Here is a 22,097-nt window from a genome sequence, read left to right as displayed (position 1 = left end):
CGGGCGAATACTTCGCGGGGCCGGCGGCGCGCCTGGGTGCGCCGCCGCCGGGCGGTGGTGCGGTCAGGCCATGCCCAGCTCCTGGTCGATGAAGGCGAACAGCTCGTCGGCGGAGGCCGCCTGGAGCTGCTCGGCGACCTGGAGGTCGGCCTCCCGTTCGCGCGGCGCGGCGCTCCAGCGGGTCAGCAGGGCCTGGAGGCGGGCGGCGACGTCCGCCCGGGTGTCCTCGTCGTCGGCGACCGTGGCGAGTGCGGCCTCCAGCCGGTCGAGGTCGCCGAGCGTGCCTCCCCCGCCGCCCGCGGCGCCGGCCGGGACCAGCTCGGTCCGCAGCCGCTCGGCGAGCGCGGCCGGCGTCGGGAAGTCGAACACCAGCGTGGCGGGCAGCCGCAGGCCGGTGGCTGCGCCGAGCCGGTTGCGCAGTTCCAGCGCGGTCAGCGAGTCCAGGCCGAGTTCCTTGAAGGCCCGGCCCGCCCCGACCTCGTCCACGGAGGCGTGCCCGAGCGCCGCGGCCGCATGGGCCCGGACCAGGTCGAGGACGGTCTGCGCGCGCTCCAGCTCCGCCATGCCGGCCAGGCGCCGCCGCAGCTCGGCGGCGTCGGAGGCGGGGGTGTCCGCCGGGCCGGCCGGGGATCCGGCGGCGGGGCGGCGGGCGCCCGGCAGTTCGTCGAGCAGGGTGGAGGCCCGGACGGAGGTGAATCCGGGGGCGAACCGCTCCCAGTCGACGGCGGCGACGGTCACCGTCGTCTCGTCCAGGTCCAGCGCCTGCTGGAGGGCGGTGATCGCCGACTCGGGGGGCATCGCGGGCAGTCCGGCATGGTCGAGCCGGTCGCCGATCACGCCGTTCGCGGCCATGCCGGTCTCCCCCCAGCGGCCCCAGGCCACCGAGGTGGCGGGCCGGCCCTGGGCGCGCCGGTGCTCGGCGAACGCGTCCAGATAGGCGTTGGCGGCGGCGTAGTTGGCCTGCCCGGCGTCGCCCAGGGTGCCGGCGATGCCGGAGAACAGGACGAACGCGGAGAGGTCCAGGCTCCGGGTCAGCTCGTCCAGGGCGAGCACCGCGTCGACCTTCGGGCGCAGCACCCGGGCGAACCGCTCGGGCGTCAGCGCGTCCAGGACGCCGTCGTCCAGTACCCCGGCGGTGTGCATCACGGCGGTGAGCGGGTGCTCGGCGGGGATCGTGGCGAGCAGGTCGGCGAGGGCGGCCCGGTCGGCCACGTCGCAGGACACGATGGTGGGGCGGGCCCCGAGGGCGGTGAGTTCGGCCGCGAGCTCGGCCGCGCCGTCGGCGTCGGGGCCGCGGCGGCTGGTCAGCAGCAGGTGCTCGGCACCGTTGCGGGCCAGCCAGCGGGCCACGTGCGCACCGAGCGCACCCGTGCCACCGGTCACCAGCACCGTGCCGGACGGCCGCCAGCCCTCCCCCGACACCGGAGCGGCCGGCGCGTGCACCAGACGGCGCACCAGCACACCCGAGGCCCGGACCGCGACCTGGTCCTCACCCCCGGTACCGGCCAGGACGGCGGCGAGACCGTCGAAGGCCCGCTCGTCCGGCTTCTCCGGCAGGTCGACCAGACCACCCCAGCGCTGCGGGTGCTCCAGCGCGGCGACCCGGCCGAAGCCCCAGACCAGCGCCTGGGCGGGATCGGACACGCGCTCGGCGCGGCCGACCGCGACGGCGCCGCGGGTGGCGCACCACAGCGGCGCGTCGATCCCGGCGTCGCCGAGGGCCTGCACCAGGGCGGCCGTGCCGGCCAGGCCGAGCGGCACGCCCTGATGGTCGGCGTGCGGCGCCGCATCCGCGGCCGGCAGGGCGAGCAGACCGGTCAGTCCGGCCACGTCGCCGAGTTCCTTGCGCAGCCGCTCGGCCAGTGCGTCCCGGTCGAGGTCCGCCGCGCGGACGAGGAGGATGCGGGTATGCGCGCCGCGGCGGTCGAGTGCCCCGGCGAGCTCGGCCGCGCGGGCCTCGTCGTGCTCGGCCGCGACCAGGGCCCAGGTGCCCGGGAGCAGCGGTGCGGGCAGGTCGGTGAGGGGCCGCCAGAGGACGCGGTAGCGCCAGCCGTCGACGGTCGCCTGCTCGCGGTGCTGCCGTCGCCAGGACGACAGGGCGGGCAGGACGGCGCTCAGCGGGGCGTCGGCGCCCAGGTCCAGGGAGCCGGCCAGCGCGTCCAGGTCCTCGCGTTCGACGACCTCCCAGAACGCGGTGTCCACCGGGTCGCCGCCGGACCCCCCGGCCTCGGGACGGGCGGGCTCGGGCCAGAAGCGGCGGTGCTGGAAGGCGTAGGTGGGCAGGTCGATGGGCGCGACGCTGTCGGCGCCGGCGAAGGCGGCGGCCCGCCAGTCGACGGCCACCCCGCGCACCCACGCCTGCGCGAACGAGGCCAGCATCCGGCGGGGCCCGCCCTCGTCGCGGCGCAGCGTGCCGAAGGCCACGGCCTCCCGGTCGGCCGCCTCGATGCTCTCCTGAAGGGCCATCACCAGCACCGGGTGCGGGCTGACCTCGACGAAGGTGCCGAAGCCGTCCGCGAGCAGCCTCTCGGCGGCGTCCTGCAGGCGGACGGTGGTGCGGAGGTTGGTGTACCAGTACTCGGCGTCCATGCCGGAGCCGTCGGTGAGTTCACCGGTGACCGTCGAGAACACGGGCACCGAGCCCGCCCGCGGGCGTACGTCAGCGAGCAGTTCGAGCAGCTCGGTACGGATCGACTCCACCTGCGCGGAGTGCGAGGCGTAGTCCACCGGAATACGGCGGGCACGGACACCGTCCGCCTCACAGGACGCCAACAGCTCCTCCAGCGCGGCAGGTTCACCGGAGACGACCACCGACGACGGGCCGTTCACGGCCGCCACCGAGATCCGCTCCTCACCCCAGACCGAGAGACGCTCACGCACCCCCTCCACCGGCAACGCGACCGACACCATGCCGCCCTGCCCGGCCAGCCCACCGGCGATGGCGCGGCTGCGCAGTGCCACCACGCGAGCGCCGTCCTCGACGGAGAGCGCGCCCGCCACCACCGCAGCCGCGATCTCGCCCTGCGAGTGACCGACCACCGCGCCCGGCTCGACACCGGCCGCCCGCCACACCTCCGCCAGCGACACCATCACCGCCCACAGCACCGGCTGCACCACGTCGACCCGGTCCATCCAGGCGTCACCACCATCACCACGGACCACGTCCAGCAGCGACCACCCGTCCGCGAACGGCGCCAACGCCGCCCCACACTCAGCCATCCGAGCAGCGAACACCGGCGACGACTCCAACAGCTCCACCGCCATCGCCGCCCACTGCGAACCCTGACCCGGAAAGACGAACGCCACCTTCCCCGCCGAGCCGGCGACGCCCCGGACCACCCTCGCACTCGGCCCATCGGCGGCCAACTCGGCCAGCTCGGAGCCGAGTTCGGTGATGTCGGCGCCGAGTACGACGGCCCGGTGCTCCAGCGCGGCCCGCCCGGCCGCCAGCGCCAGCCCGGCGCCACGCGCCTCCGGCCCGCGCGCCGCGAACGCCCGCAACCGCACGGCCTGCCCGCGCAACGCCTCCTCGCCCCGCGCCGACACCAACCACGGCACCACCGACACCCCGACCACCGGCACCGCAGCCTCGACCGGCTCCGCCACGGACTCCTCGACCGGCGCCTGCTCGATGATCACATGCGCGTTCGTCCCGCTGAACCCGAACGACGACACACCCGCCCGACGCGGCTCCCCCGTCTCCGGCCACTCCCGCGCCCCCGTCAGCAACTCCACCGCACCCGCCGACCAGTCCACATGGGACGAAGGCTCGTCCAGGTGGATGCTCGCCGGCAGGACGCCGTGGCGCAGTGCCTCGACCATCTTGATCACACCGGCGAGGCCGGCCGCCGCCTGGGCGTGGCCCAGGTTGGACTTCACCGATCCGAGCAGGAGCGGACGGTCCGCCGGACGGCCCTGCCCGTAGGTGGCGATCAGGGCCTGCGCCTCGATCGGATCGCCGAGCCTGGTGCCGGTCCCGTGCGCCTCCACCGCGTCGACCAGGTCGGGAGTGAGGCCTGCATTGGCCAGGGCCTGGCGGATCACCCGCTGCTGGGAGGGGCCGTTGGGCGCCGTCAGCCCGTTCGAGGCACCGTCCTGGTTGATCGCCGAACCCCGCACCACCGCCAGCACCGGGTGCCCGTTGCGCCGCGCGTCCGACAACCGCTCGACCAGCAGCATCCCGACGCCCTCGGAGGGGGTGAAGCCGTCGGCCGCAGCTGAGAAGGGCTTGCAGCGGCCGTCCGAGGCCAGGCCCTGCTGGCGGCTGAACTCCACGAAGGTGCCGGGCGTGGACATCACCGTCACACCGCCGGCCAGGGCCAGTTCGCACTCACCGCCCCGCAGTGACTGGACGGCCAGGTGGAGGGCGACCAGGGAGGCCGAGCAGGCGGTGTCGACGGTCATCGCCGGGCCTTCGAGGCCGAACAGGTAGGAGACCCGACCGGACACCACGCTGGCGGCGGTGCCGGTGGCGACATGGCCCTCCGCCGAGTGGGCGGCTCCGGCGAGCAGGCCGAGGTAGTCCCCGCCGTTGGTGCCGGCGAAGACGCCCGTCCGGCTGCCGGGCAGGGCGTGCGGGTCGATGCCGGCCCGCTCGAACGCCTCCCAGGAGGTCTCCAGCAGCAGCCGCTGCTGCGGGTCCATGGCGAGCGCCTCGCGCGGCGAGATCCCGAAGAAGGCCGCGTCGAAACGGCTCGCGCCGTGCAGGAAGCCGCCCTCGCGGATGTAGGAGGTGCTCTGCGTGCCGGGGTCGGCGCCGAGGCCGGTGTCCAGGTCCCAGCCGCGGTCGGTGGGGAACTCCGACAGGGCGTCACCGCCGGACATCAGCAGCTGCCACAGGTCCTCCGGCGAGTCCACGCCGCCGGGGAAGCGGCAGCTCATGCCGACGATGGCGATCGGCTCGTCGTGGGCCGCGCCGCTCGCCACGGCCGGGGCGGCGGCGAGGACTCCCGTACCGGACAGCTCCGCGCCGAGGTGGCGGACCAGTGCGAGGGTGTTGGGGTGGTCGTAGATGAGGGTGGCCGGCAGCTTGACCCCGGCGGCGGCACCGAGCCGGTTGCGCAGCTCCACGGCGGTCAGCGAGTCGAAGCCGAGTTCCTTGAAGGCCCGGCCGGTGTCGACGGCCTCCGGCCCGGCGAAGCCGAGCGCGGCGGCGACGTGCGAGGTGACCAGGTCGAGCAGGATGCGGTCGCGCTCGCCCGGGGCCACGCCCGCGAGCCGGGCGGCGAGGCCCCCGCCGCCGGACGGCTGCTCCGCACCGGCGGCGCGGGCCCCGGCCAGCACCCGGGCGGCCTCGGGCACCTCGTCGAGCAGTGGACGGGCCCGGCCGGAGGTGAAGGCCAGGGCGAAGCGCTGCCAGTCGACGTCGGTGACGGTCAGCACCGGGTCACCCTGGTCCAGCGCGTGCTGGAGGGCGGTGACGGCCAGGTGCGGGTCCATCTCCAGGATGCCGTGGCGGCGCATGCGGTCGCCGACCCCGCCCTCCGCCATTCCGCCCTCGCCCCAGGGGCCCCAGGCGACCGAGGTGGCGGGCAGGCCGTCGGCGCGGCGCTGAGTGGCCAGGGCGTCCAGGAAGGCGTTCCCGGGGGCGTAGTTGCCCTGGCCGGGGGCGCCGAAGGTGGCGGCGAAGGAGGAGAACAGGACGAAGGCGGAGAGGTCCAGGTCCCGGGTGAGCTCGTGCAGGTGGAGGGCGGAGTCGACCTTGACCCGCAGCACCCGCTCCAGCTGGTCGGCGGTGAGGGCCAGGATCACCGCGTCGTCCAGGACGGCCGCGGTGTGCATCACGGCGGTGAGCGGGTGCTCGGCGGGGATCGTGGCGAGCAGGTCGGCGAGGGCGGCCCGGTCGGCCACGTCGCAGGACACGATGGTGGGGCGGGCCCCGAGGGCGGTGAGTTCGGCCGCGAGCTCGGCCGCGCCGTCGGCGTCGGGGCCGCGGCGGCTGGTCAGCAGCAGGTGCTCGGCACCGTTGCGGGCCAGCCAGCGGGCCACGTGCGCACCGAGCGCACCCGTGCCACCGGTCACCAGCACCGTGCCGGACGGCCGCCAGCCCTCCCCCGACACCGGAGCGGCCGGCGCGTGCACCAGGCGGCGCACCAGCACACCCGAGGCCCGGACCGCGACCTGGTCCTCACCCCCGGTACCGGCCAGGACGCCCGTGAGGCGGTCCACGGCGCGCTCGTCCAGCTGCTCGGGCAGGTCGACCAGACCACCCCAGCGGGCGGAGTCCTCCAGCGCGGCGACCCGCCCGAGGCCCCACACCAGCGACTGGGCCGGGCCGGTCAGCCGCTCGGTGCCGTCGACGGCGACGGCGCCGCGGGTGGCGGTCCACAGCGGCGCCTCGATCCCGGCGTCGGCGAGCGCCTGGATCAGCACCAGGGAACCCGCCAGGCCGAACGGCACGGACGGGTGCGCGGCGCAGCGCTGCTCGGCGCCGCCCAGCAGGGAGAGCAGACCGGCGGGTTTCGTGCCCTCGGGGAGTTCCGTGATCAGCCGGGCGGCCAGGGCCGTCCGGTCGAGGTCGCCCTCGCCGACGGTGAGCACGGTGACGTCGGCGCCGCGCTGCCCGAGCGCCTCGGCGAGGCCGTCCGCCCGATCCCTGTCGTCGTCGGCCGCGATCAGCACCCAGTGTCCGGAGAGCACGGGCGCGGGCAGGTCGGTGAGGGGCCGCCAGACGATCCGGTAGCGCCAGCCGTCGACCGTGGACTGCTCGCGGCGCTGCCGCCGCCAGGACGACAGGGCGGGCAGGACGGCGCTCAGCGGGGCGTCGGCGCCCAGGTCCAGCGAGTCGGCCAGCACGTCCAGGTCCTCGCGTTCCACGGCGGCCCAGAACTCGGCCTCCACGGGGTCGAGTTCGGCGCGGTGCTCGTCGTCGGCGGTCGTTCTGGGCGCGTCCAGCCAGTAGTGCGCACGCTGGAAGGCGTAGGTGGGCAGGTCGAGGGGCGCGACGCTGTCGGCGTCGGCGAAGACGCCGGCCCGCCAGTCGACGGCCACCCCGCGCACCCACGCCTCCGCGAACGAGGCGAGCACCCGGCGGGGCCCGCCCTCGTCCCGGCGCAGCGTGCCGACGGTCACCGCGTCGTACCCGGCCGCCTCGGCGGCGTCCTGCACCGCCATCGCCAGCACCGGATGGGCACTGACCTCCACGAACGTGCCGAAGCCGTCCGCGAGGAGGGTGTCCACCGCCTCGGCGAAACGGACGGTCGTGCGGAGATTGGTGTACCAGTACTCGGCATCCATGCCCGAGCCGTCGGTGAGTTCACCGGTGACCGTCGAGAGGACGGGCACCGAGCCCGCCCGCGGGCGTACGTCAGCGAGCAGTTCGAGCAGCTCGGTACGGATCGACTCCACCTGCGCGGAGTGCGAGGCGTAGTCCACCGGAATGCGGCGGGCACGGACACCGTCCGCCTCACAGGACGCCAACAGCTCGTCCAGCGCTTCCGGTTCACCGGACACGACCACCGACGACGGGCCGTTCACGGCCGCCACCGAGATCCGCTCCTCACCCCAGAGGGAGAGACGCTCACGCACCCCCTCCACCGGCAACGCGACCGACACCATGCCGCCCTGCCCGGCCAGCCCACCGGCGATGGCGCGGCTGCGCAGTGCCACCACGCGAGCGCCGTCCTCGACGGAGAGCGCGCCCGCCACCACCGCAGCCGCGATCTCGCCCTGCGAGTGACCGACCACCGCGCCCGGCTCGACACCGGCCGCCCGCCACACCTCCGCCAGGGACACCATCACCGCCCACAGCACCGGCTGCACCACATCGACCCGGTCCATCCAGCCGTCACCACCATCACCACGGACCACGTCCAGCAGCGACCAGCCGTCCGCGAACGGCGCCAACGCCGCACCGCACTCCGCCATCCGAGCAGCGAACACCGGCGACGACTCCAACAGCTCCACCGCCATCGCCGCCCACTGCGAACCCTGACCCGGAAAGACGAACGCCACCTTGCCGGGAGTACCCGTGACGCCCTGCACCACGGCGGCCGTCGCATCGCCTTCGGTCAGGGCCGCCAGTCCGGAGCCGAGTTCGGTGATGTCGGCGCCGAGCACGACGGCCCGGTGCTCCAGCGCGGCCCGCCCGGCCGCCAGCGCCAGCCCGGCGCCACGCGCCTCCGGCCCGCGCGCCGCGAACGCCCGCAACCGCACGGCCTGCCCGCGCAACGCCTCCTCGCCCCGCGCCGACACCAACCACGGCACCACCGACACCCCGACCACCGGCACCGCAGCCTCAACCGGCTCCGCCACGGACTCCTCGACCGGCGCCTGCTCGATGATCACATGCGCGTTCGTCCCACTGAACCCGAACGACGACACACCCGCCCGACGCGGCTCCCCCGTCTCCGGCCACTCCCGCGCCCCCGTCAGCAACTCCACCGCACCCGCCGACCAGTCCACATGGGACGAAGGCTCGTTGACGTGCAGGGTCTGCGGAAGGACGCCGTGGCGGATCGCCATGACCATCTTGATGATGCCGCCGACCCCGGCCGCCGCCTGGGTGTGGCCGATGTTGGACTTGAGCGAGCCGAGCCAGAGCGGGCGGACTGCGGGGCGGTCCTGGCCGTAGGTGTTGAGCAGGGCCTGGGCCTCGATCGGGTCGCCGAGCGTGGTGCCGGTCCCGTGCGCCTCCACCGCGTCGACCAGGTCGGGTGTGAGGCCGGCATTGGCCAGGGCCTGGCGGATCACCCGCTGCTGGGAGGGGCCGTTGGGCGCCGTCAGCCCGTTCGAGGCGCCGTCCTGGTTGATCGCCGAACCCCGCACCACCGCCAGCACCGGGTGCCCGTTGCGCCGCGCGTCCGACAACCGCTCGACCAGCAGGATGCCGACGCCCTCGCCCCAGCCGGTGCCGTCCGCGTCGTCCGAGAACGCCTTGCAGCGGCCGTCGGTGGCCAGACCGCGCTGGCGGCTGAACTCCACGAAGGTGCCGGGCGTGGACATCACCGTGACGCCACCGGCCAGGGCGAGTGAGCACTCGCCGGTCCGCAGCGCCTGGACGGCCAGGTGGAGGGCGACCAGGGAGGAGGAGCAGGCGGTGTCGACCGTGACGGCGGGGCCTTCCAGACCGAAGGTGTAGGAGACCCGGCCGGATGCGACGCTGCCGAAACTCCCGGTGCCCAGGTGTCCCTCGACGCCTTCCGGCACCGCGCCGAGCCGGCTGGCGTACTCGTGGTACATCAGCCCGGCGAAGATGCCGGTCCGGCTGCCCTTGAGCGTGCGCGGATCGATGCCGGCCCGCTCGAACGCCTCCCAGGAGGTCTCCAGCAGCAGCCGCTGCTGCGGGTCCATCGCCAGCGCCTCGCGCGGCGAGATCCCGAAGAACGCCGGGTCGAACTCGCTTGCGTTGTAGAGGAATCCGCCCTGGTTGACGTAGCTGGTGCCGTGGGCGTCGGGGTCGTCGTCGATCAGCGCCTCGGCGTCCCAGCCGCGGTCGGACGGGAATCCGCCGATGGCGTCCCGTCCGGCGGCGACCAGCTGCCAGAGGTCCTCCGGCGAGTCCACCCCGCCCGGGTAGCGGCAGGCCATGCCCACGATCGCGATCGGCTCCCGGTCGCGGTCCTCCACCTCCCGCAGGCGCCGTCGGGCGTTGCGCAGGTCGGCGGTGGCGCGCTTGAGGTAGTCGCGCAGCTTGTCCTCGTTCAGCATGTCCGTCCGCTCCTTGCGGCAAAAGGGGTGGCGCCTGGGTCAGGAAGTCTCGAGCTCGTCGTCGAGCAGGTCGAAGAGCTCGTCGTCGGTGGCCGTGTCCAGGTCGCGGTGGTCGTCGGCAGCGGCGGCGGCCCGGTCGGCCGGGTCGGCGAGGACGTCCCGCCACTGGGTCAGCAGGGCCTGGAGGCGCAGGGTGACCCGCGCGCCGGTCTCCTCGTCGGTCGGTGCGGCGGCCAGGGCCTCGGCCAGCCGGTCGAGTTCGGCGAACAGGCCCGGTCCGCCGGCCTCCTCCTGCGGGACGGCCGTCCGGAGATGGGTGACCAGCTCCAGCGGGCTCGGGTGGTCGAAGATCAGCGTGGCGGGCAGCCGCAGACCGGTCACCGCGTTCAGGCGGTTGCGCAGTTCGACGGCGGTCAGCGAGTCGAACCCGAGCTCGCGGAACGCGTGCCCCGGCTGGACGGCCGCAGCACCGGCGTAGCCGAGCACGGCCGCGACCTGCCCGCACACCGTCTCCAGCAGGATCCGTTCCTGGTCCTCCGGCGACTGGCCGGCGAGCCGCTGCCGGAGCGCCGCGGCCGGGTCGGCCGCCGCTCCCGCCGCGGCCCGCCGGGCCGGCTGCCGGACCAGCGCCCGTAGCAGGGGCGCCACCTCGCCGCTCTCCGCGGCCCGGGCCCGCAGCCCCGCCAGGTCCAGCCTGGCCGGTACCAGGACCGGGTGGTGCGGCAGCGCGCCCGCCGTGTCGAACAGGGCGAGGCCCTCCGAGACCGACAGCGCGGCCACCCCACCGCGGGCCATCCGCTCGACATCCGCGCTGTCCAGGGTGTCCGCCATACCGCCGTCGTCGGCCCACAGGCCCCAGGCGAGCGAGCTCGCGGGCAGCCCGGTGGACTGTCGGTGCTGCGCGAGGGCGTCCAGGAAGCTGTTCGCGGCCGCGTAGTTGGCCTGGCCGGCCGCGCCGAACACCCCGGCCGCGGACGAGAACAGCACGAACGCGGTGAGGTCGTGGCCGGCGGTGAGCTCGTGCAGGTTCCACGCCGCGTCCACCTTCGGGCGGAGCACGGTGTCCAGCCGCTCGGGGGTGAGTGCGGACACGATGCCGTCGTCCAGCGCGCCCGCCACATGGACGACGGCGGTCAGCCGCACCTCCTCCAGCACCCGCGCCAGCGCCGCACGGTCGGCCACGTCGCACGCGGCGAACCCGACCCGGGCGCCGGCCGCCGTCAGCTCGGCCGCCAACTCCACTGCCCCGTCGGCGGCTTCACCCCGACGCGAGACCAGCAGCAGGCGCCGGGCGCCGCGCCGCGCCACCAGGTGGCGAGCCACCGCGCGGCCCAACGAGCCGGTCGCGCCCGTCAGCAGCACGGTGCCGTCGGCGGCGAAGTCCGTGGCCTGCGCTGCCGCGGGGGCGTCGGTGACGCGCACCAGACGTGCGGCGGCGGCGCGTCCGGCACGCAGCGCCAGCTGCGGCTCGTCGGTGCCGAGCGCGTCCGGCAGGGCCCGCAGGGAGGCCGGGTCGTCGTCCAGGTCGACCAGGACGATCCGGCCGGGGTTCTCCGACTGCGCCGAGCGCAGCAGACCGTGCACGGCGGCGGCCGCCAGGTCGGCTCCGGTGCTCGCCCCCCGGGTCACCACGACGAGACGCGCGTCCGCGAACGCGTCCTGCGCCAGCCACTGCTGGACCAGGACGAGGGCGCGGCGCACGGCGGCACGGGTGGCGGCGGCCGCATCGGCGGCGGGGGCCGGAAGGAACGGCGCGACCACGATGCCGGGCACCGCGCCGCCGTCGGCGAGGTCCGCCAGGTCGGTGCAGGAGAGCGCCCCCGGAAGCCCGAGGTCGTCGTCGCCCAGCACGCCGATCACCCCCGTCGGCCCCGAGGACGGCAGCGCCACCGGCACCCACTCCGGACGGAACAGCGACTCGTGGCCGCCGGACGCCGCCAAGTGCTCGGGGGCGAACTCCCTCAGCACCAGCGACTCGACCGAGGCAACCGGCGCGCCCGTGGCGTCGGCCACGGCGAGCGAGACGGCGTCGGCGCCGACCGCGGCGATCCGCACCCGCAGCTCGGTGGCCCCCGCGGCGTACAGCGACACCCCGGACCAGGCGAACGGCAGCCGTCCCCGGCCGGTGTCCGCCACCAGCCCACCCAGGCCGACGGCGTGCAACGCGGCGTCCAGCAGCGCCGGATGCAGACCGAACAGTCCGGCTTCCGCCCGGGCCTCCTCCGGCAGCGCCACCTCGGCGAACACCTCGCCGTCCCGCCGCCACGCGGCCCGCAGTCCCCGGAACACCGGGCCGTACGCGAACCCGGCGGCCTCGAACGCCCCGTACACCGCGTCCACCGCGACCGGCTCGGCGGCGGACGGCGGCCAATCGGCCAGCGACTCGCCCCCACCGGCTGCGCCGGCCTCCGCCAGCAGGCCCACCGCGTGCCGCGTCCAGGCTGCCCCGCCGGCCTCCTCTGCCGCCGCTGCGGGGCGGGAGTGCAGGGCGACAGCGCTGCGGCCGTCGACGTCCACCGCGCCGACCCGCAACTGCAGCTGGACGGCGCCCTTCTCGGGGACGATCAGCGGCGCCTCCAGCGTCAGCTCCTCCAGCACGGTGCAGCCCACCTGCTCACCGGCCCGAACGGCCAGCTCCACCAGGGCCGTTCCCGGCAGCAGCACGCTGCCGGCGACGGCGTGGTCCGTCAGCCACGGGTGGGTGGACAGCGAGAGCCGTCCGGTGAACAGGAGACCGTCCCCGTCGGCCAGCGGCACGGCGGCGCCCAGCAGCGGATGGCCGGCCGCACCCAGGCCGGCCGCGGTGACATCCCCGACCGGTGCACCGCCGCCCTGGGGCCAGTAGTGCTCCCGCTGGAACGCGTAGGTCGGCAGGTCGACGACCCGCGCGCCGCGTCCGGCGTGGACGGCCGTCCAGTCCACCGGCGCCCCTGCCACGTACAGCCGGCCCAGGCAGGCCGCGACCGCCGCCGCCTCCGGGCGGTCCCGGCGCAGGGTCGGGGTGAGGGCGGCGTCGGTGTCCTCGACGAGGCACTGCTGCGCCATCGCGGTCAGCGTGCCGTCCGGGCCCAGCTCGACGAAGGTCCTGACGCCTTCGGCCTCCAGCGTGCGAACGGCGTCGGCGAAGCGAACCGCATCCCGGACGTGCCGCACCCAGTACTCGGGATCGGTCAGCTCGTCGGAGGCCAGGGCGCCGGTCAGGGTCGAGACGATCGGGATCCGCGGCGCCTCGAACGTCAACTCCGCAGCCACCGAACGGAACTCGTCCAGCATCCCGTCCATCAGTGGCGAGTGGAACGCATGGCTCACCGCCAGCCGCTTCGCCTTGCGGCCCTGGGCCTCCCAGTCGGCGGCGAGTTCCAGTACGGAGCGTTCGTCGCCCGAAACCACCAGCGAATCAGGGCCGTTGACGGCGGCGATGCCCAACTCGTCCTTGCGGCCCGCCAGGAGTGGCAGCACCTCGCCCTCGGCGGCCTGCAGCGCGACCATCGCGCCACCACGCGGCAGCGCCTGCATCAACCGGCCGCGCGCCGCGACCAGCCTCGCCGCGTCCGGCAGGGACAGCACACCTGCCACGTGGGCGGCGGCCAGCTCGCCGATGGAGTGGCCGGCCAGGAGGTCCGGCCGCACACCCCAGGATTCGAGCAGGCGGAACAGCGCCACCTCGACGGCGAACAGCGCGGGCTGCGCGCAGCCGGTCTCGTTGATCAGCGTGTCGTCGGCGATCGCCTCGCGCAGCGGACGCTCCAGGTGCCGGTCAAGTTCGTCGCAGACCGCGTCGAAAGCGGTCGCGAACACCGGGCAGGCCGCGGAGAGTTCCGCTCCCATGGCCACCCGCTGGCTGCCCTGGCCGGCGAACAGGAACACCGTTCGCCCGGCCACCGGCGAGCCCACCAGGGCGGCACCGGTGGCGGGTCCGCCCCCGGCCAGTGACTCCAGCGCCGCCAGCAGCTCCACCCGGCCGTCCGCCACGACGGCCGCCCGGTGCTCGAACGACGCCCGGGCCGTCGCCGACGTGAACGCGGCATCGCCCGGCCCGACCCCGGCCTCGGCCGCCAGCCACGCGGCCAACCGGCCGGCCTGCCCCTGCAGGGCCTCGGCCGTCCGGCCCGACAGCACCACCGGCAGCGGGACCTCGGGCGCCACGGCGACGGGCCCGTCCACGACGGGGTCGGCCGCGCTCTCCGGGACCTGCTCGATGATGGTGTGGGCGTTGGTGCCGCTGATGCCGAAGGACGAGATGCCCGCCCGTCGTGGGCGACCGTGTTCGGGCCACGGCCGTGGCCCGGTGAGGAGTTCCACCGCACCGGCCGACCAGTCGACGTGCGTCGAGGGCTCACCGACGTGCAGGGTCTGCGGCAGGACGCCGCGGCGCATCGCCATGACCATCTTGATGATGCCCGCCGCGCCGGCGGCTGCCTGGGTGTGGCCGAGGTTGGACTTCACCGAGCCGAGCCAGAGCGGCTGTTCGTCGGAGTGGGCGCGGCCGTAGGTGGCCAGCAGGGCCTGCGCCTCGATCGGGTCGCCGAGCCGCGTCCCGGTGCCGTGCGCCTCGACGGCGTCGACCTCGCCGGCCGACAGCCGGGCGTCGGCCAGCGCCTGCTGGATGACGCGCTGCTGGGACGGCCCGTTGGGGGCGGTGAGCCCGTTGCTGGCACCGTCCTGGTTGACGGCGCTGCCGCGCACGATCGCGAGCACCGGGTGCCCGTTGCGCCGCGCGTCCGAGAGCCGCTCGACCAGCAGCAGGCCGACTCCCTCGCCCCAGCCCGTGCCGTCCGCGTCCTCGGAGAACGCCTTGCAGCGCCCGTCCGCCGCCAGCCCGCGCTGGCGGCTGAAGTCGACGAAGGTCGCGGGCGTCGCCATGACGGTCACACCGCCCGCCAGGGCGAGCGAGCACTCGCCGTTGCGCAGCGCCTGGATCGCCCAGTGCAGGGCCACCAGCGAGGACGAGCACGCGGTGTCGACCGTGACGGCGGGGCCCTCCAGACCGAAGGTGTACGACACCCGGCCCGACGCGATGCTGCCCACGCCGCCGCTGCCCATCGACCCCTCGGCGCCGGCGGTCGCGGCCTCCTGCAGACGGGTCGCGTAGTCGTGGTACATCACGCCGACGAAGACGCCGGTCCGGCTGCCGCGCAGGGTGGCCGGGTCGATCCCGGCCCGCTCGAACGCCTCCCAGGAGGTCTCCAGCAGCAGCCGCTGCTGCGGATCGGTGGACAGCGCCTCGCGCGGCGAGATTCCGAAGAACGCCGGGTCGAACGCCGCGGCGTCGTGCAGGAAGCCGCCCTCGCGGGTGTACGAGGTGCCGGGGTGGTCGGGGTCCGGGTCGTAGAGGTTCTCCAGGTCCCAGCCGCGGTCGGCCGGGAAGCCGGAGACCGCATCGCGGCCGGCGGACACCAGCCGCCACAGGTCCTCGGGGCTCTGGACCCCGCCCGGGAAACGGCAGCTCATCGCGACGATCGCGATCGGGTCGTCCTCGTCTCCGCTCCTGGCGCCCGGCGCACCCGGTGTGGCCGTCTGGTCGGCGAGCGGGCGCGACGACCGGTCGGCGTCCTCACCGCCGAGGAGTTCCGTGCGCAGGTGCCGGGCCAGGACCTCCGGGCTCGGGTGGTCGAAGACCAGGGTCGCGGGCAGGCGCAGACCCGTGACGGCGTTGAGCCGGTTGCGGAGTTCGAGTGCGCTCAGCGAGTCGAAGCCGAGTTCACGGAAGGCACGGGTCGGGTCGACCGCCTGCGGACCGACGTGGCCGAGGACGGTGGCCGCCTCGGCCCGGACGGCCTCCAGGAGTTCAGCGTGCTGCTGGGCGGGCGGCAGCGCCGCGAGCCGCCCGACGAGCGCCGGGCCACCGGCGCCGGACGCCGAGCCGGAGGCAGCCGCCCGACGGGTCGACGGACGTACCAGACCACGCAGCAGATGCGGCACCTCGGACTGACCGGCTGCGCGGGCACGCAGGCCCGCCAGGTCCAGCCGGATCGGCACCAGCACCGCGTCGGCGGCGGGGATCGCCAGGTCGAACAGCCGGAGTCCCTCGGGCGCGGTCAGCGCCTGCACACCGCCCCGCGCCATCCGCTGCACGTCGGCCTCGTCCAGCTCGGCCCCCATCCCGCCGCCGTCCTCGGCCCACAGGCCCCAGGCGAGCGAGGTCGCCGGCAGACCGGCCGCCCGACGGTGCTCGGCGAGAGCGTCCAGGAAGGCGTTGGCAGCCGCGTAGTTCGCCTGCCCCGCCGCGCCGAACACACCGGCCGCGGACGAGAACAGCACGAACGCGGCCAGGTCGTGGCCGGCGGTCAGCTCGTGCAGGTTCCACGCCGCGTCCACCTTCGGCCGCAGCACCGCCTCCAGCCGCTCCGGGGTCAGCGACGCCACGACGCCGTCGTCCAGCACACCCGCCGTATGCACCACCGCGGTGAGCTCCACACCCTCCAACACCCGCGCCAACGCCACACGATCGGCCACGTCGCACGCGGCGAACGTCACCTCCGCGCCCAACCTGACCAGCTCCGCGGCCAGTTCGTCCGCGCCCTCGGCCTGCGCACCACGACGCGAGACCAGCAGCAGACGACGAGCGCCGTACTCCGTCACCAGATGACGGCTGAACAGCGCCCCCAACGTGCCCGTCGCACCCGTGACCAGCACCGTACCCTCGGGGTCCAGCACCGGAACGGCACCGCCGTCCGAGGCCACCCGCGCCAGCCTCGGCGCGACCGCCACACCGGCACGCAACGCCACCTGCGGCTCACCGCACTCCACCACCCGCGCCAGCGCCCGCAACGACTCCGCATCGTCGTCCAGATCCACCAACACGATCCGACCCGGATTCTCCGACTGCGCCGAACGCAGCAGACCCCAGACCGCGGCACCGGCCAGGTCCTCGGCCGTGCTCGCACCACGCGTCACCACCACAAGACGCGAGTCCGCGAACGCGTCCCGCTCCAGCCACTCCTGCACCAGCCCCAGCGCCTCCCGGGCGGCCGTGTGAGCAGCGCCGGCGGCGTCCGCGTCGTGCCCGGCGGACAGCGGCAGCAGCAGCGTCCCCGGCACGGACCCGGCCGCCGACACGGCAGCCAGATCGGCGAAGCACACCGCGTCCGGCAGGCCCAGGTCGTCCGCGCCCAGCACACCGATCGACCCCGTCAGCCCCTCCGCCGGCAGCACGACCGGCACCCACTCCTGGCGGAGGAGCGACCCGTCGCCGCCCGAGGCGGCCAACTGCTCGGCCGCGAAGGGACGTAGCACCAGCGAACCGATCACGGCCACCGGCTCTCCGGTGGCGTCCGCGACCGCCAGCGACACCGCGTCGGCGCCCGCCGCGGTGATCCGCACCCGCAACTCGCCCGCACCGGCCGCGTGCAGGGCCACTCCTGACCACACGAACGGCAGCCGACCTCGGCCGCTGTCCTCGACCAGCCCACCGAGTCCGACCGCGTGCAGTGCGGCATCGAGCAGCGCCGGGTGCAGACCGAACGGCCCGGCCTCCGCCCGTACCTCCTCCGGCAGTGCCACCTCGGCGAACATCTCGCCGTCCCGGCGCCACGCGGCGCGCAGTCCCCGGAACACCGGCCCGTACTCCAACCCTGCGGCGGCCAGCCCCTCGTACAGGCCGTCCACCGCGATCGGCTCAGCACCGGGCGGCGGCCACTGCGCCAGGTCGAAGGAGGCGGGAGCGACCGCGGGCGACAGGAAGCCCGTAGCGTGGCGGGCCCACGGCAGGTCGGGCCAGGTGTCGTCACCATCGTCATCCTGCGGCCGGGAGTGCAGGCTCAGCGGCCGGCGCCCCAGCTCGTCGGGGGCACCCACGGTCAGGCACAGCTGGACGGACCCCGTCGCGGGGACGACCAGGGGTGCCTCGACGGTCAGTTCCTCCAGCAGGCCGCAGCCCAGCCGGTCACCGGCCGCCACCGCAAGCTCCACGAACGCGGTGCCGGGCAGCAGCACACTGCCCGCCACGGAATGATCGGCCAGCCAAGGGTGCGTGCGCAGCGACAGCCGCCCGATGAACAGCCGGCCGTCCAGCTCGGGCACTGACACGGCAGCACCGAACAGCGGATGCGCCATCCGGCCGAGCCCTGCCGCCACGACATCTGCCAACCGGTCGGCACCACTGTCCAGCCAGTACCGCTCACGCTGGAAGGCGTAGGTGGGGAGGTCGACGCGGCGGGCGTCGAGATCCGCGAAGACGGCCTGCCAGTCGAGCCTGGCACCGCGCACGTGCAGCCGGGCGAGGGCGGTGGTGAAGCTCAGGGCTTCGGGGCGGTCCCGGCGCAGGGCAGGGGTGAGCGCGGCGTCGGTGTCCTCGGCGAGACACCGCTGCGCCATCGCGGTCAGCGTCCCGTCCGGCCCCAACTCCAGGAACGTCCGGACCCCTTCGCCCTCCAGCACCTGAACGGCATCGGCGAAACGGACCGCCTCACGGACATGCCGCACCCAGTACTCGGGATCCGTCAGCTCGTCGGAAACCAGGGCACCGGTGAGAGTGGAGACGATCGGGATCCGAGGCGCCTCGAACGTCAACTCCGAAGCCACCGAACGGAACTCGTCCAGCATCCCGTCCATCAACGGCGAATGGAACGCATGGCTCACCACCAGCCGCTTCGTCCTGCGCCCCTCGGCCTCAAGCCGCCCGGCAACGGCCAGAACAGCGTCCTCGGCACCCGAAATCACCACCGACGTGGGCCCGTTGACGGCCGCGATGCCGACACCCCCGGTCAGCAACGGCAGCACCTCGCCCTCCGCCGCCTCCACCGCCACCATCGCACCACCACGCGGCAACGCCTGCATCAGACGCCCACGCGCCGCCACCAGCTTCGAGGCGTCCGCCAGCGACAGCACACCCGCCACATGCGCGGCGGCCAGCTCACCGATCGAGTGCCCCGCCAGGAAATCCGGCCGCACACCCCACGACTCCACCAACCGGAACAGCGCCACCTCCAGCGCAAAGAGCGCCGGCTGCGTGTAACCCGTCTCGTCGATCAGCTCCGCATCGCCAACCACCGCACGCAACGGGCGATCCAGCAGCGGATCCAACTCCGCACACACCGCGTCGAACGCCGCCGCGAACACCGGGAAAGAGCCGTACAGCTCCTCCCCCATCCCCGCCCGCTGACTCCCCTGCCCCGCGAACAGGAACGCCGTACGACCGGCCGTCCCCGCGACACCCTCCGCCGCCGCCGACCCGCCGGCCGCCAGCGTCTCCAGCCCCGCCAGCACCTGCGCCCGGTCGCCGCCGACCAGCGCCGCCCGGTGCTTGAGCGCGGCACGGCCGGTGGCCAGGGAGAGGGCGACGTCCGCCAGGTCCGGGTCCAGGTCCGGGTGGGTGGCGTCGGCGAGGTGCGCCCGCAGGCGCTCGGCCTGGGCGCGCAGGGCTGCGTCGTCGTGGCCGGAGAGTACGAGCGGGACGGGCCTCGGCAGGCCGTCCGGCCGCTGGGCGGCGCGCGATGTCCGGGCCGGTTCGGGGGCCTGTTCGATGATGGTGTGGGCGTTGGTGCCGCTGACGCCGAACGAGGACACACCGGCCCGGCGGGGGCGCCCGGTCTCGGGCCAGGGCCGGGCCCGGGTCAGCAGCTCGACGGCGCCGGCCGTCCAGTCGACGTGCGGCGTGGGCTCGTCCACGTGCAGGGTCTGCGGCAGGACGCCGTGCCGCATCGCCATGACCATCTTGATGATGCCGCCGACCCCGGCCGCCGCCTGGGTGTGGCCGATGTTGGACTTGAGCGAGCCGAGCCAGAGGGGGCGGTCTGCGGGGCGGTCCTGGCCATAGGTGGCGAGCAGCGCCTGTGCCTCGATCGGGTCGCCGAGGCGGGTGCCGGTGCCGTGCGCCTCGACGGCGTCGATCTGGTGGGCGGTCAGCCGTGCCGCGTTCAGCGCCTGGCGGATGACGCGCTGCTGCGCCGGGCCGTTGGGGGCGGTGAGACCGCTGCTGGCGCCGTCCTGGTTGACGGCTGTTCCGCGCACGACGGCCAGCACCGGGTGGCCGTTGGCGAGGGCGTCGGAGAGCCGCTCGACGAGCAGCATGCCGACGCCCTCGCCCCAGCCGGTGCCGTCCGCCGCGCCCGCGAAGGACTTGCAGCGGCCGTCGGCGGCCAGGCCGCGCTGACGGCTGAAGTCGATGAAGGCGTCGGGGCCGGCCATCACGGCGACGCCGCCGGCCAGGGCGAGCGTGCACTCGCCGGCCCGCAGCGCCTGTACGGCCCAGTGCAGGGCCACGAGGGAGGAGGAGCAGGCGGTGTCGACGGTCACGGCCGGGCCTTCGAGGCCGAGCACGTACGCGATGCGGCCGGAGGCGACGCTGCCGGAGTTGCCGTTGCCCAGGTAGCCCGCCACCTCCTCTGGTACGGAGACCAGGCGGGAGGCGTAGTCGTGGTACATCACCCCGGCGAACACGCCGGTCGCGCTGCCGCGGACGGTCTCCGGGTCGATGCCGGCCCGCTCGAACGCCTCCCAGGAGGTCTCCAGCAGCAGCCGCTGCTGCGGGTCCATCGCCAGGGCCTCGCGCGGCGAGATGCCGAAGAACCCGGGGTCGAACTCGGCGGCGTCGTGGAGGAAGCCGCCTTCCCGGGTGTAGGAGGTGCCGGGGCTGTCGGGGTCCTCGTCGTGGAGGGCGGAGACGTCCCAGCCGCGGTCGCCGGGGAACTCCGAGATGCCGTCCGCGCCGTCGGCGACGAGCCGCCACAGGTCCTCGGGCGAGGTCACCCCGCCCGGGTAGCGGCAGGCCATGCCGACGATGGCGATCGGCTCCGGCTCCTGCTCCTCCAGCTCTCGCAGCCGTCGGCGCGTCTCGCGCAGATCGGCGGTCGCCCGCTTGAGGTAGTCGAGGAGCTTCTCTTCGTTCTCCACGTGCTGTGTCACACCCTTGAACCCGGTCGTGGGGGCCGTGCCGGCCGCTCCGGAACGTCCGAGCACGTCCGGAGGGCCCTGGGCACGGCCACCAATGAATTCGCGATGAAAACGTGCGCCCGGAACTCCCCGCCACTGCGGCAGACATTCCGTCCCCGGCGATTCCGGAATCGGCGCCCCGCGCCCGCCCGGCGGATTTCTTACCGCCCCGGCGGGCGAATTTCCTGCGGTTGTTCGCGGAATTCGCCCGCGCGCCGTCACGCTAGCAGCGGCACCGAACGGAGGGCATCCCCTAATCTCCCCCTAGGCCCGGTCCGGGCAGGGTGACGACCCTATTCCGGTGTCAGCCCATCGGGAATTTGACCTGGCCGGAGACGATCGGGTTGAGGTAGTTCGGCCCGGCGATCTTGAGTCGGTTCATGGCCAGGCCGGTCAGGCCCTCGAAGATGGCGCGGCGGGCGTTCATGGTGGTGGAGTACCCGGGGTCCAGGTGCGGGGCGACCTCGACGACGTCCATGCCGATGACCTTGGTCTCGTGGCAGATCCGACGGAAGGCCGGGAACAGCTCGCGGTTGGTCAGGCCGCCGGGCTCCGGGGTTCCGGTGCCCGGGGCGAACACCGGGTCGAGGACGTCGATGTCGAGCGAGAGGTAGACGTACTCGGCCTTCTCCTGGACCTCGGCGATCGCCTTGTCCAGTACCGCGTGGAAGCCGATCCGTTCGATCTCGGCCATGAAGTGCGTCTTCATGCCCTGCCGACGCATCCAGTTGAAGAGCTGGTTGTCGGGGCCGGTGACGGTGCGCACGCCGACCTGGACGACGTTGCCGGCCGGGATCTTCTCGTCTTCGATGATCCGGCGGATCGGGGTGCTGTGGGTGGCACGGTGGCCGAGCTGGCTTTCGTGGCAGTCGGGGTGGGCGTCGAAGTGGATGACGCCGATCTTCTCCGGGCCGTAGACGTCGGCGAGTGCGCCGACGCTCGGCCACAGCAGCGAGTGGTCGCCGCCGAGCAGGACGGGTACGGCGCCGACCTCGGCGATCTCGCGGACCAGCGCCCGGATCGGGCCCATCGAGTTGGCGGTGCTGAAGGCGTCGACGGCCGCGTCGCCGTAGTCGACCACCTTGAGCACGTCGAAGGGGTTGATCCGGGTGCTGGCGTTGATCGCGGCTTCCGGGGTGTTGAAGACGTAGCGCTCGTCGGCGCGGATCATGCGCGGTCCGTACGCTGCCCCTCGGTGGCCCACCGAGGAGTCCAGCGGGATGCCCAGCACCGCGACGTCGACGTCGCCCGCGCGCAGGTCCTCCTGGTTGAGGCAGAACGGGACGCCCATGAAGGTGGGCACGCCGGAGTAGGCGGGGTGCGCGTAGTAGCGGCGCAGGTCGATCGGGCCGGGCTCCCGGGCGGGCGCCTTCGACCGGTCGATCTCCACGAGGTGTTCCGGGGTCTGAGGCCTGTCGTTCACACACATCTCCTCGGTGGCGTGGCATGGCGGGGGTCGCGGGCAGGGCGGGGCCTCGGGGGCCCGGTCTGTCGCGCCACCACGGCGGGGTCGCGGGCCTGCGCACAGTTCGCCGCGGATCGAGCGTAGATCCGCCGAAATGCCGTCAATACCCGTG

Annotated in this window: 3 protein-coding genes; all 3 read right to left on the bottom strand. The window is 74.6% G+C overall.

Translation table 11 applies throughout. The features are described from left to right. Positions 1 to 63: 63 nt before the first annotated feature. On the bottom strand, positions 64 to 9,648 hold the full coding sequence (locus OG871_RS33265) for a type I polyketide synthase (protein ID WP_371501892.1): 9,585 nt from the start codon (positions 9,646 to 9,648) through the stop codon (positions 64 to 66). A gap of 39 nt (positions 9,649 to 9,687) precedes the next feature. After that, positions 9,688 to 20,547, bottom strand: coding sequence for a type I polyketide synthase (locus tag OG871_RS33260; RefSeq protein ID WP_371501891.1), 10,860 nt, complete (start codon positions 20,545 to 20,547; stop codon positions 9,688 to 9,690). 277 nt (positions 20,548 to 20,824) lie between these two features. Continuing rightward, on the bottom strand, positions 20,825 to 21,943 hold the full coding sequence (locus OG871_RS33255) for an agmatinase family protein (RefSeq protein ID WP_371501889.1): 1,119 nt from the start codon (positions 21,941 to 21,943) through the stop codon (positions 20,825 to 20,827). Positions 21,944 to 22,097: the final 154 nt, after the last annotated feature.

The organism is Kitasatospora sp. NBC_00374, from assembly GCF_041434935.1.
GTDB lineage: Bacteria > Actinomycetota > Actinomycetes > Streptomycetales > Streptomycetaceae > Kitasatospora.
The sequence above is the reverse complement of the archived record's forward strand: the minus strand, read 5'-3'. Positions and strand labels throughout refer to the sequence as shown.

What these genes read in the sequence shown, in the direction of transcription:
- OG871_RS33265 (WP_371501892.1), bottom strand. Translation starts at nt 9,648, where the DNA reads ATGCTGAACGAGGACAAGCTGCGCGACTACCTCAAGCGCGCCACCGCC.